Source organism: Chitinophaga sp. Cy-1792 (assembly GCF_011752935.1).
GTDB lineage: Bacteria > Bacteroidota > Bacteroidia > Chitinophagales > Chitinophagaceae > Chitinophaga.
The window spans coordinates 287,443-301,171 of record NZ_VWWO01000001.1 but is presented as its reverse complement, the minus strand read 5'-3'; the positions used below and the strand labels follow the sequence as shown (position 1 = coordinate 301,171).

Below are 13,729 nucleotides of genomic sequence, written 5' to 3'. Positions count from 1 at the left end.
TATCAGATAAAGTAAAAGGGTGTCTCAGTAATTACTGAGACACCCTTTTACTTTTTAATTGTATTGCCTGTTTACTTTAATCGGGTTATTTTATCAGTATGAATTTCTTCGTAAGAACCGCTCCATTGGCACCTATTACGCTAAAGAAATAACTTCCCTGTTGCAGGTCGGATAATTGCAATGAAAACGTATTAGATGTAATCAATGCTGCTTTTACAATCCTGCCACTGTTATCACTAATGTTATAGCGTAGCGGGAATTGAGCAACTTTGTCGGTCCGAAGAGTGATATTACCGGCGCTTGGATTCGGACTTAAAGTAAAGTCAAAATCGACCGCCGGAGAACTGGCATCATTGTTCATAACGGCCAGCTGATTGGCCAAACCAGGCTGGTTATCAGGAGCCCATTTATTCATAAGTACACTGCTGGATACATTAGGCGTGACATTAATGATCTGTTTCTCCTGCCGAACAACATATCCAAGGTCATTAATGAATGACCTGATGACGTAGGTAAGCCCTGGATTATTACCTATTATATTTCCACTACCATCAGTTTTTACGATAGATGTATCACCAGACTGATAAGACAGATTGTATGTGTTAACAATCGTCGCCGATAGTGCCTGATACGAAGATGCTGCCTTAATCTGTATCGCTGGTGAAACGGTGACATATGTACTTGGTGTACTTAAATTGCCTTGTGCATCTGCGGCCACAATCCTGTAGTAACTATTGTAATTTGCAATAGGCACCTGAAAGGATGTGTCGGAAGTGGTACCTACGACAACTGCCATGCTAGGATAAAAACCTCTTTCACTTGAGCCCATGATATAGTAGGAAACAGGGCTGGTACCCACCGGATTTGCTGACCATGTTAATTGAACCGTTGAACTGGTAAGTACATTATAGTCAATATTTAATACTGTTCCAGGTTTGTTGATAGTAAACTTCCATGACTGACTCCAGCTGCTCCACGCACCACGGGAATCCAGTGATCGCACACGCCAGTAATACTGCTTATTTGGAAGCAGGAAGTCTGTTACCTCTGGTGTATAGTAAGGATTTACCCCCTGATTCTTGGCCGCAATATAGAGGTTGAAGTTAGGTGATAGCGTATGCGTAAATGTTGGATCTTCACTCAGCTGGAACTGATAGTCAGCGATGCTGTCATCGTCGTTAAGTGCCGGAGGAGTCCAGCGGAAAGTAAAGGAGCTGCTGTCTACCGTAGCTCCATCCAGTGGAAATACTGGTGAGGTGATTGCCGGTAACGGATCATTATCGTTGTTTTCCTTCCACTCAACCTTAACCGCCAGATGGCTATCGCTGCCGTATGACTTGACCCTGAGTGAATTGCTGCCCAACTTCAACTGCGGTATAAAGAATTTGCTCACCTGAAAATTACTCTGGACAAAAATATTGGTGATACTATTCAAATTGTCATCTGTAGTTGCATTGCAGGTAAACCTTAAATAGTACAGGTAAGTACCGTCAACAGTAGTAGGATCAATGGCAGCAGCCAGATCAATCGTATCGGTAACAATACCCATTGTATTCTGACGACTGATCAGCGGTGACCAGTTAATACTGTCTTTCGAGAAATCAACTGTCCAGGCATTCGCACCTGCTCTCCAGGTCGGCATTAGCTTGCCTCCCGTCATTACGAAAGATGAGCTCATCCTGATGACAAATTGTGCGGTAGTTTCACTTACAGGTAAAAGTTGCATGACCGAATCCGAAGCCTGCTTAACCTGATTTATATTGGACGAATATGCAAATATATCGGCAAGGTTATTACTCAGTGATGGTGTATAGGTAATAGTGCCATTTGCAATGATATCTGCAACATTGGTGGAGTCTGGTAGTGGTAATGTCACATGATGCCAGGTGGATGCGGTACTGCTGTTATCAAATGTAATCTGTTCGCCTGGTTTTAATTGCATTGGCAGCGTAGCAGTTGGCCGCTGTGTACCATATTGGGTATAAGCAGCGCGATAGTTATCATTTGAGATATAATCATTGTAATAACTATAATTGTTGGAAGAACTATATGCAAGACCAGGTCCAAAATGTTTTGTTCTGATAAAGAGATATTTATCAAACAGGATATCTTCGAAAGATGCCAGCGTTGTGTTGTCAAGCTGGAGGTAAAATGCTTCTCTGTCAGCATCTATTACCCCAAAGTGCCCTGGACTGGTCTTTACCTCTGCCACGCCATGGGCTCCTCCGTTTAATCCCCAGATCCATAATGAATCGCCCGTCATCTGGGTATTGATGAACTTCACTGTATTGGCAATCATAAAGCAGTTGCCATAACCATAAGAAGAAAGCATCCTGATCGGGTCTTCTATCTCCAATGACTTGAATGGAGCAGGAGGGAAGTAATAGAGGTGATTATCCGCTACCAGCTTCATGATGGCTAAAGACTTATTATAAGAATTAGTAACATCAGTTGACTGCGAAATCTGATTTGAAATATCTCCCAGTGAATAGAAGTTGGCCATTTGGTTGGCAACTATACTGATAGAATCAATTCTTTTTGTGCCTCTGTTGGAAAGTGTCAGCTTCTGCAATGGGCCAAAAGCCGGCAGATAATAGTTGTATAAGTTATACTGGTACGACACCTTTTTCATGACATTATTATCTGTAGACAGTTTACCTCCTACAGAAAGTGTGATAGTGGTGTCATTGGAAGAAAATGAATTTGTTTGTGCGAATTCGTCCGGAAGTGTAGTGGAATAAACGATCTGCTTGGCACCACGGACTACATTGCCTGCTTTGTTGAGGTAGCTGGCATACACTACGGCACGTCCTGCTGATTTGTAATACATGATGTTGTTTCTAAGCGTTACGGTAGTATCGCTTGTTGTATAGGAAATCGGATAACCATTTTCAGTTGCGGACCTCATCGCAATCCTTCTCTTATCAACATTATTCATCACTGCAGGCGCGAGTACTTCGATGTAATCAAATGGCGTACTCACATTCCCGTTAACATCCTCTGTGAGCACATTTATGTAAGTAAATGGAAACTGGTTGTAATTGAACGTGAAAGTGGTATCCGTCACACGTGTAAATAATGTCGCGCCAGCGGGATAGAAACCGCGGGTATTACTCACATGGATCTGGTAATTCTTTGGCTGATTTCCTGTTATTGGTTTGCCCCAATGTACAGTAATGGTAGAATCATCCGAAAAATCATAATCCAAAGACGTTATTTTCCCTGGACCTCCAGCCGTAAATGACCATATAGGGCCCCAATTACTCCACCCTCCTCTGCTATCCATGGCACGCACATGCCAGTAATATTTAGTGCCTGGATTCAGGAAATTTGTAATCTCAGGAGAGAAGTTTGGTGCAACTGCAGAATTAAGGGGAGAGATATACCTGTTGAAATTCGAATTCAATGGATAAGACATCAACGAATCATCTGATAGCTGGAAATGATATTCAACTATTGCATCATTGTCTGGATCTGTTGCTGCCGGCCATTGAAACCTGAACCCAGGCGTATACATCTGTTGGCCTACCGCAGGAACGGGAGCTGTTTCATTGCCTATGACCGGAATATTATTGCTGAAATCATCTGACCAGTTATATGAGAAATTAAGATTTTTAGGTGATTGAGATGCACTGGAAATCTTAACTGCATTATTACCCAAGGCTAGTTGAGGAATAAAGTATTTACTTACCTGGAAATTTCTGACAATTGATAGTTGCTGAATGGCAGATGTGTATAAACTCGTTTGATTTGTAAATGAAAAACGAAGATAAAACGTATAGTCTTTACTGTTAGTAGTCAGGGCGCTGTTGAGGGGTATACTATCTGAAGGAGTGCTGGAGCTTTTAGTATACAGCAAGTTCCAGTTAATATTATCCGGAGAATACTCAACTGTAATATTACTGTTGTTAGATACCTGCCAGTTTGCAAGCAGATAGGCATTTGTTATAGCAAATGGTGATCTGCATTCTAACACGAAATAAGAGTTAGACGTATATGCAGGAGCTACCAGCGTCTGCCCCGAAGAGGAGTCGACACGAATATTTGTATAACTTTTAGACAGCTGGTTAAATGGAATATTGCGGAAGTCGCTGACAAAGGTAAAAGTACCACTCCCCAGGTTATTTGGCGCCGCAGCGCCAGTATAATTAGCAGGAATTTTGTTTGAGAAAGATACCTGCTCATGTGGGAGTAGCCGCATATACGAATTATAATTTTCCGATCCTCCTCCGTATTCCGTATATGCAGATCTATAGTTATTTCCAGACGTAATGTATTGAACAAGTGAATAGTTCTTGGCGCCGTCATAGGTGGCTAATGGGCCAAATAACTGTGTTCTTAAAAACAGGTAAGGGTTGAATGACAGGTCGTCGTAAGTGGCGAGTGTGCTGTTATCCAGCTTAAGATAATAGCTATTATAGTCTATGTCTAACAGTGCAGGAGCGGAATTCACTGAAACCTCCGCCATCTGGTGGGCGGTGCTAAAAGACCAGATGCCTTGCTGGTCGCCTGAAGCACCATTGAAATATTTCAGTGCGTTAGAGAAAGAAAATGAGTTGCCGGCTCCATAATTGACTACTGTTTTGAGCGCACTCTGTGTTTCAGAAGAGTTAAAATCTGCAGGCAGTGCGGAACTTACATACATGGAAGAAAGGTAGTTCCATAGCTTCAGCGCGTATTGCTTACTACCTGGTTGTGTTCCGTTAGTAATAGCAGTATTCGCAATGTTTAAGGTTTGTAATTCTGGCAAATTGTTTGTTGTAATCGAAATACTATCTACGGCAGTTGTGCCCGCATTATATATACTTATGAGTTGGGTAGTGTCATATGCGGTAAGATATTTCTTATAAATATTGTTGTAATATGAATATTTACCAGATATTTGATGGATAAAATCAATTGTGCCCTTTCTCTCTAAATTAATTACTGTGTCTGATTGAATAGAACTCGCACTGCTGGAGTTTGGTACCACAGACTGGCCGTTAACACTAATGTTAGGATTCAGAATAAAAATAGAATAAAATAGAAATAGTTTCGCACAAAGTTGTATTGTTCGCTTCATACACTTTGGTTTTGGTTTGTCATGAAATTGGTTACGCATGCCGGAGGTCCGCATTAACATCTATCTGTCGAATAATTAAATAAATGCGCAAAATTATCAGTTTGTAATTGTTAATGACTATTTTTTTATGTGTTAGTTTAATGTGTATAATTAAAAAAAATAATATGTCACTGAAAAAATGCACTATTCATGCGCCAATAGGCCAGCACAAAGGTTTCCCTGAAAGAACTATTTTTTTTTCCTGGTTAATTATCTTGTTCTTGTTTCCGACCCTCAGCAAGGCAGATACGATACCGGAGAACATCGGCAAAACCGCTCTCTTCAATATTGCTGATATATCAAATAATCCGGCCCCCGCTAACGCTGCTCGTATGAGTATGAAAGCAAACTCAGCACAGAGTGTACCGGGTGTTGCCATAACAGAATTCAGCATTATTGCTTTTGATAAACAGAATAATATCCTTGCAATTGATCCAAGAAGATTGGATGCGTATGGAAAATTATTCCGGAAATCTGCTACTACAGGGGCTGTAGAGGCGATGGACTTTACTCCGGCAATTGCACAATTGTTTGGAAAAGCTCCTCAGCCAACTGAGGTTATGAATCATAATCTTGGGTCGCTAACGGTGGATGATAACGGAAGAATCTACATCATTTATATGGCGTACAAGCCGTTTGGAACAGGTCTGAAGAAATGGCTGGCGAGAGAACCGATATTGATATTTTCATCAGACAATGGGAAATCTTTTAAAGCGTATTCGTTGCCAAATGACCCCGAATTGGCATTCCTTGAAACAAAAATGACTACGGCTCCGTTCACCAAAACCCCTTTAATCGGGCTCACTAAATCATACGGCCCGGTAATAAAAAATTCATTTGCCTATAATACATTATGGGTTACGCAAATCAATCTTACTGCAAACGGAACTGATCTTACCCTTTCTCCTCCTATCACCATTACAACTAAAAGCCCGGGTACCTCCAATCACACAGGTGGCTATTCTTCATTCGCAACAGTGGGTGATTATACCTACTTCAGTTATAACCTCGTAAGTGATGATGAAAAAATGAATAACCACTATGTGGCAAGCATTAACCGCAATACTTTTAAGATAGATAAAACCACATTTGTTGGAAGGTTACAGCCAAACCTGCCTGACCCACATGCCACGCCGGTACTGGTTTACGACAAGGGAAAACTGCATATGGTGTCTGGTGGCCAGGGATTTCCATATGGCTACTGGCGTTTTCAGGTATCTAAGGGTAATTTAACGCAGGAGGATTATCAGGTACTTGCAGGCCATAGAGTATATGCCTCATTAATGGCCGATGCAAATGCGACGTTGTATTTGCTCTACATGGATTATGATCCGCTGCCATGCTTGTACCTGCAGCGTTTTAACGAAAAAACAAATACCTGGCAGCTGCCGGAAAAATTAATAGCACCACCAAGTATGCATAAGCAGATGTCCAAAGACAACTACGGTGTGTATTATTTCAGAATCGCTCCGGATAATTTTGGCGTGCCTTACATATCCTATTCCTTCTGGGATACTTACCAAAAACAGCTTTACCCAAGAGAACTGATTAAATTCAACAAATCCAATAGTCAGTGGAACCAGGTTGCTGAATAAATGAAGTGAAATAGAACAATAGTATTTTCCTTATATGGGTGTCCATGAAGCTATGGACACCCTTTTTTTATCCCAGGCGAGTAGTAAATAAACCGTATAGCCTATCGGTAAATACGGTGGCAGCCAGCTAAGGCTACCTGACTACCCGACCTTTTTTAAAGTCAGGATCGGGGCAAGGATAATGGACGCAGGCCGATGAAAATTCTAAACGTAGCAATATATTATTAAGAAAAAACTTAATTAATAGGTGCAGGGTTTAAACAAACGACCAATCTTCACATATCCTTTACGGAATATACGAAAAATATCCGAATAGCAAAATAGGTCCACAGGGGGGATATTCAATCTGGATTTTTGAAATTATCAGTATAACTTCGCCCAATGCATTATGTTACAGTAGAAGGACTTACGAAATCATACGGCGTAAAACCATTATTCCGCAATATTTCTTTCCATATAGAAGAAGGGGATAAAATAGCCCTGGTGGCCTTAAACGGCGCCGGAAAATCCACATTGCTCAAAATCCTGCTGGGGAAAGAAGCTCCCGATGAAGGGAAAGTCTGGATCCATAAGGATGTAACTGTTGTCATGCTGGAGCAACAGGCGGACTTCAATCTCTCTAAATCAGTTATTGAAAATATATTCGATCATTCGCACCCGGTGCTGAATGCAATTAAAGAATACGAACTACTCACCGAAGAAGGCCTGGAGCCGGACCCGGAAAAATTATCTGCCGCAATCACCAAAATGGATGAACTGAATGCATGGCATTTCGATTCCAAAGTGAAGCAGATCCTGGGTAAACTCAATATCCACCACCTTGACCAACCTATCGGTTCCCTGTCTGGTGGCCAGCAAAAAAGAGTGGCTCTGGCTAAAGTGCTGATAGACATTGGGTTTGAACATAAGCATGTACTCCTGATTATGGATGAGCCCACCAACCACCTGGACGTAAGTATGATTGAGTGGTTGGAGAACTACCTCGATCAGGAAAAAGTCACCTTACTGCTGGTAACCCACGACCGCTACTTCCTGGATAGCGTTTGTAATGAAATTATGGAGCTGGACCAGGAACAACTGTTTGTCTATAAGGGCGATTACGAAAATTACCTGGAGAAGAAAGCATCCAGGGAAGAAAGTGATAAAGCAAGCGTGGAAAAGGCCCGGAATATCTATCGTAAGGAGCTGGAATGGATGCGCAAGCAGCCGAAGGCCCGTACAACCAAGTCTAAATCCCGACAAGATAACTTCTATGAAGTAAAGGAGAAGGCCACTACACGCATTCAGGACCAACAGCTGGAACTGAATGTGAAAATGACCCGCCTGGGTGGAAAAATCCTGGAGCTTAAAAAGGTCTATAAAGCTTACGGGGAACTCATCATCCTGAAAGGGTTTGACTATACTTTCAAGAAAGGGGAGCGTGTAGGCGTAGTTGGTAAAAATGGGGTGGGGAAATCTACCTTTATCAACATGTTACTGGGTAAGGAACAACCTGATTCCGGGAAGATTAACGTAGGAGAAACCATTGTTTTTGGTGACTACTCACAATCTGGCCTGGAAATTAAGGAAGATATGCGTGTGATTGAGTATGTGAAGAATATTGCCGAGAACTTCCCGCTCGCTGACGGCACAAAAGTAAGTGCAGCGCAGTTCCTGGAGCTATTCCTGTTTCCGGCAGAAAAGCAATATACCTTTATCTCTAAACTGAGTGGCGGTGAAAAGCGTCGTTTGCACCTGCTGAGTATACTTTTCCGTAACCCCAACTTCCTGGTGCTGGATGAGCCGACCAACGACCTTGACCTTCCAACACTGAGTATCCTGGAGTCTTTCCTGCAGGAATTCCAGGGATGTGTAATTATTGTGAGCCATGACCGCTATTTTATGGATAAACTGGTAGACCACCTGTTTGTTTTTGAAGGAGAAGGGAACATAAGAGATTACCCGGGTAATTACACCCAATACAGGGAAGCAGAGCGGGAAGAAGATAGACGTAAACTGGCAGATGCGAAAAAAGAACCTGAAAAGCAGGTTGTTACGCAGGCAGCTCCAGCTGTGGAGAATAAAGCCAGAAAGATGTCTTTCAAGGAAAAACGTGAACTCGAGCTGCTGGAGAAAGAAATTGAAGCGCTGGAAGCAGAGAAGAAACAGATTGATGAACAATTATCTTCCGGAGCATTGCCATATGAGCAGATAGCGCCACTTTCACATCGTATCGGAGAAGTTATTGCGCTCCTGGATGAAAAAGGAATGCGCTGGCTGGAATTAAGCGAAATGGCAGGATAAGACATAAATAAAAAGCCCGGTTTCATTGAAACCGGGCTTTTTTGTAGCCTCGCCAAGAATCGAACTTGGATCTGGAGCTTCGGAAACTCTTATACTATCCATTGTACTACGAGGCCGTAGTGGATCGCAAAACTACATTTTCTACCCAATAATCCCAAATTACATTAAAGATTGATATTTGCTTTGAAAATCCTCACTGCGATCGCCAGCAAAATCACCCCGAAAAATTTTCGTATAACCATCAGTCCCGCCTTGCCCAAAAGACGCTCTATGTAACTGAGGCTCCTGAGTACAAGGTAGACCAGTACAAGGTTTACGACAATTCCCGCCAGGATATTATAAGTGTCAAAGTTTGCTTTCAACGACATGATAGTGGTGAGTGTACCTGATCCCGCTACCAGTGGAAAGGCAATCGGGACCACGCTGCCGGCCTTGGCATCCTTTTCACTCTTGAAAAGTTCAATGCCCAGTATCATCTCCAGCCCAATGATGAAAATTACAATAGAACCTGCCAGTGCAAAGGAGTTCACATCTACACTCATCAACCGCAGAAATGGCTCACCCGCCAGCAGAAACAATATCATCAGCACCCCCGATGCCAGAGTAGCCTTGCCGGCATCTATATGCCCCAGCTTTTCCTTTAAGGAAACCAGGATCGGAATAGACCCCAGAATATCGATTACCGCAAATAACGTAAAGGTAATAGTCAGAATTTGGCCGATATTAAACATCGAGGTTAATTTAGTTTTAGTAAATATATACAGAACAACCAGAAATCATAGAGATCAGTCCCATTTCTGGCTATATTTGTTTAATATAAGTGTGAATATGACAGAGGATATTATTATTCAGATCAGCAATAAAATCAAAGAGAAAAGAAAATCTAAAGGCATTACCATACAGGAACTGGCTGATAAAGCCGAGGTAAGTAAAGGATTGATCTCCCAGATCGAAAATAACCGCACCGTGCCTTCATTGCTGGTGTTAATTAATATTATCCGCGCGCTTAACCTGGATATGAACGAGTTCTTCAATGAAATTGACCAGCAGGGACAAGGCGCAAAAGTCATCGTAAAACAGAAAGCCTCCTATCAGCCATTTGAAAAAGAACCCGCAAAAGGCTTCCAGTACAAACGCGTTCTCACTAAAAACATAAAGAATTTCCCCGTCGATATCGTATTGCTGGAACTTAAAAAAGGCGCCAGAAGATCACAACTGGTTAAAACCGACGCCTACGAGTACAAATATATCATCAAAGGACAGGTGGAATACCTCATCGATAACGAAAAATATATCCTGGAAGAAGGCGACTCCCTCTTCTTCGATGGCCGCCTGGGCCACAAACCAGCCAATACCGGTGACGCTGATGCACTTATCCTCGTCGTGTATTTCTTCCTCGACAATGAAAAATAAGGACAATCGGATATTTATAAATACTTAACATTAATTTTAGTATAGGTTAACATTTTGGTCATATTCGACCCTAACCTTTGCATGGTAAATTTTACCCCCTAATCTAAATTGCCATGCATCCAAATCTACAACGAGCCGTACCACGGCTATGCGCCTTTCTGTTGCTGTTACTGTCCGTAGCATCATCAAACGCCCAGACAACTATCAGCGGAAAAGTGCTTAGTAAGGAAGATAAACAAGCCATCATTGGCGCTTCCATCAAGGTAATAGGCACCTCCAAAGGAACTGTTAGTGACGTCAACGGAAACTTTATCATTAATGCCAGCCCCGATGCAACCCTCCTGGTTAGCTTCATCGGCTTCAACGCCGAACAGTACAAACTCAATGGCCAGAATAATGTAACTATTGAACTCCAGGGAGATAAAAAAGCCCTCGACGAAGTAGTAGTAACGGCACTGGGTATACGTAAAGAAGTAAAACGTGTAGGCTATGCCGTTCAGGAAGTGAAAGGCGCCGACCTCATCAAAGCCCGCGAACCAAACCCTGTCAACGGCCTCGTAGGTAAAGTTGCCGGCCTCACCGTAGGCGCTTCTGCTGAACTGTTAGGCCCCCCGCTGGTACTCCTCCGCGGTAATAACATCAACCTCTATGTGGTGGATGGTGTGCCTATCAACTCCGATACCTGGAATATCTCCCCGGATGATATCGAAAGCTATACGGTACTGAAAGGTGTTACCGCCTCTGCATTGTACGGCTCCCGTGGCTTAAATGGTGCGATCATGATCACCACCAAAAGAGGCTCGAAGGATAAACGTGGTTTCTCCATCGACTTCAACTCCAGCACCATGTTCAATAAAGGCTTTATCGCCATTCCTAAAGTACAGGATGAATACGGCCCCGGCGACCACGGTAAATATGCCTTCGGTGATGGTAAAGGTGGTGGTATCAATGATGCGGACTATGATATCTGGGGACCAAAATTCGAAGGACAGCTGATACCGCAGTACGACAGTCCTGTAGACCCGACTACTGGTAAAAGAACCGGTACTCCATGGATCGCACGTGGTAAAAATAACCTGCAGCGCTTCCTGCAAACAGGTTTGCTCAGCACCAATAACCTCGCAGTGTCCAGCCACACCGATAAGGCTGATCTCCGCTTCTCCCTGTCGCATTCCTACCAGAAAGGACTGGTACCCAATACACAGCTGAATATCACCAACTTCAACATCTCCGCAGGTTATAACTTCAACCCACGCCTCCGACTGGATGCATACCTGAACTATAACCGCCAGTATACCGATAACTTCCCGGATGTTACCTATGGCCCTAACAGTATTATCTACAATACACTGATCTGGGCAGGCGCCGACTGGAGCATGGACGACATGCGCAACTACTGGCAGCCTGGTAAAGAAGGGATTCAGTCTATCTATGCTGAATACCAGCGTTACCACAACCCATGGTTCATGACCTACGAATGGCTGCGCGGTCACTATAAAACTGACCTGAACGGCTATGTGAAACTGAACTATAAAATTACCGACAAGTTGGAAGCACTGGTACGTACACAGGTTACCGGCTACGACCTGATGCGTAACGAGAAAATGCCTTATTCTGCCCACCCTTACGGCCGTGAAGAAGGTAAAGGCGACTACAGAGAAGATAAACGTACCCTGTTTGAAAACAACACGGATGCATTGATCAGCTATACCAACATCTTCCCGCATAAAATAGGCGTACATGCCTCCCTGGGTGGTAATATCCGCAGTTATAAATACAATTCCAGCTTTACTTCTACCAATTATCTCAATGCGCCGGGATGGTATAACTTCGCTAACTCCCGCGATCCGTTATATGCTACCAACTATATAGCAAAGATGCTCGTATTGAGTACCTATGGTTTTGTAGATATTGATTTAGGTAAATATGCCACACTCTCGCTGACGGATCGTCTGGACAAAAACTCCAGCATGCTGCCAGGTAACAATACCAGTTACTGGTACCCTTCTGTAGCGTTGAGCACCGTGGTTTCCGACTATGTAAATCTGCCTGAATTTATCTCTTTCCTCAAGTTCAGAGGTTCTTATGCGAATGTAAAAGGTGGTATGACGCAACCAACTATTGGTGCTACGCCGCTGGCTACCTATCCTTTAGGCTATGGTACTGAATATCAGTCAGCTTACGATGGCCCTACCTTCCAGAATACGGCGAACTATTCCGTAACACCTATTTACCAGACGCAGGCAGGTGCATACTATACACAGGTAATCACCAATCCTAATCTGCAGTCATTTACCAGTAAGGTATATGAAGGTGGTATGGACCTGAGATTTTTGAAAAATCGTTTAGGGGTTGACGTTACTTATTACAACAATACCAACGGCCCTAGAATTTATACCCTGCCGATGGCAGTATCAACCGGCTTTTCCGGTGCCCTGATCAATGGTGTGACTACCCGCCAGAAAGGATGGGAAATCTCCCTGAATGGTTCTCCGATCCGTTCCGAAAAGGGACTCTCATGGGATGTAACCGCTAACTGGTCTACATTTAAAGAGAATTATGTGAGCTTCTATGGAGATAAACAATTGCTTACCCGATATATCGGTATTGGCGATAGAGTAGATGCATTCTTCGGTACCAAATTCGTACGTACTCCTGATGGTCAGATTATTAATGGCAACGATGGTCGTCCTATCGTAAATCCTACAAACCAGAAACTCGGATACGCAAATCCAGACTGGGTTTGGGGTGTTAATAATACCTTCCGTTATAAAGGCGTTTCCCTAAGCTTCCAGTTTGATGGCCGTGTTGGTGGCAGCATGATCGATTATATCCAGCAACAGACATTCCGCGGTGGCCGCAACATCCAGACAGTTCAGGGTGCGATGGGTGATGCCCGCTACCAGGACTATAAAGGCGTTAAATCCTGGCTGGGAAGCGGTGTCGTAATTGCTAACGGCGTACCTATCCAGTATGATAACAACGGTAACGTAACCAACGCCGATAAAATGCAGTTTGCACCAAATACTACCAAAACCTTCCTGCAGGACTATATCAGCGTATACTACAAAACCAATGAAGCCAACCTTATCAGCAAAACTTTTGCAAAACTCCGTGAGGTAACCATCGGTTATGCACTGCCACAATCCTTGCTGAAAGGCACTTTCATTCACAATGCCAATGTTTCTTTCGTAGGTCGTAACCTCCTGTATTTTGCCAAAAATAAGGATGTGGATCTGGACCAGTACCCAGGTGCTGATCAGGGTACTTCTACACTGCAAACGCCCACCACCCGTAGCTATGGCTTTAATGTAAACCTCACCTTCTAATCATCTGA

General features: G+C 43.2%; 6 protein-coding genes and 1 tRNA gene. 4 read left to right on the top strand and 3 right to left on the bottom strand.

Annotated features, from left to right (window positions below; translation table 11 throughout):
- Positions 1-85: 85 nt before the first annotated feature.
- Entirely contained in the window at positions 86-4,750 is a 4,665-nt protein-coding gene (locus F3J22_RS01210) for a T9SS type A sorting domain-containing protein (RefSeq protein ID WP_167013478.1), read from the bottom strand.
- Between the two features lie 683 nt (positions 4,751-5,433).
- Between F3J22_RS01210 and F3J22_RS01205 the strand changes: the two genes are divergently transcribed.
- Both F3J22_RS01205 and F3J22_RS01200 read left to right on the top strand, forming a co-directional pair.
- Positions 5,434-6,696 (top strand): hypothetical protein, encoded by a 1,263-nt coding sequence (locus F3J22_RS01205; protein WP_167013476.1) that lies wholly within the window; start codon positions 5,434-5,436, stop codon positions 6,694-6,696.
- Positions 6,697-7,077: 381 nt separating this feature from the next.
- Entirely contained in the window at positions 7,078-8,979 is a 1,902-nt protein-coding gene (locus tag F3J22_RS01200) for an ABC-F family ATP-binding cassette domain-containing protein (RefSeq protein WP_167013474.1), read from the top strand.
- 44 nt (positions 8,980-9,023) lie between these two features.
- Here the strand turns inward: F3J22_RS01200 and F3J22_RS01195 are convergent.
- Positions 9,024-9,095: transfer RNA gene (locus F3J22_RS01195), tRNA-Arg, on the bottom strand.
- Positions 9,096-9,143: 48 nt separating this feature from the next.
- Complete coding sequence (locus tag F3J22_RS01190) at positions 9,144-9,710, bottom strand: MarC family protein (RefSeq protein WP_167013472.1); 567 nt, start codon at positions 9,708-9,710, stop codon at positions 9,144-9,146.
- 97 nt (positions 9,711-9,807) lie between these two features.
- On the opposite strand from F3J22_RS01190, the gene F3J22_RS01185 reads away from it, so the two are divergent.
- Both F3J22_RS01185 and F3J22_RS01180 read left to right on the top strand, forming a co-directional pair.
- On the top strand, positions 9,808-10,392 hold the full coding sequence (locus tag F3J22_RS01185; RefSeq protein ID WP_167013470.1) for a helix-turn-helix domain-containing protein: 585 nt from the start codon (positions 9,808-9,810) through the stop codon (positions 10,390-10,392).
- A 113-nt stretch (positions 10,393-10,505) separates the two neighbouring features.
- Positions 10,506-13,721, top strand: a complete 3,216-nt coding sequence (locus F3J22_RS01180; protein ID WP_167013468.1) for a SusC/RagA family TonB-linked outer membrane protein — start codon at positions 10,506-10,508, stop codon at positions 13,719-13,721.
- Positions 13,722-13,729 lie beyond the last annotated feature (8 nt).

Bases quoted from the DNA above. Each gene is read 5' to 3' on its own strand.
- F3J22_RS01200 (WP_167013474.1), top strand. From the start codon at position 7,078: ATGCATTATGTTACAGTAGAAGGACTTACGAAATCATACGGCGTAAAA.
- F3J22_RS01180 (WP_167013468.1), top strand. From the start codon at position 10,506: ATGCATCCAAATCTACAACGAGCCGTACCACGGCTATGCGCCTTTCTG.
- F3J22_RS01205 (WP_167013476.1), top strand. From the start codon at position 5,434: ATGAGTATGAAAGCAAACTCAGCACAGAGTGTACCGGGTGTTGCCATA.
- F3J22_RS01190 (WP_167013472.1), bottom strand. From the start codon at position 9,710: ATGTTTAATATCGGCCAAATTCTGACTATTACCTTTACGTTATTTGCG.
- F3J22_RS01185 (WP_167013470.1), top strand. From the start codon at position 9,808: ATGACAGAGGATATTATTATTCAGATCAGCAATAAAATCAAAGAGAAA.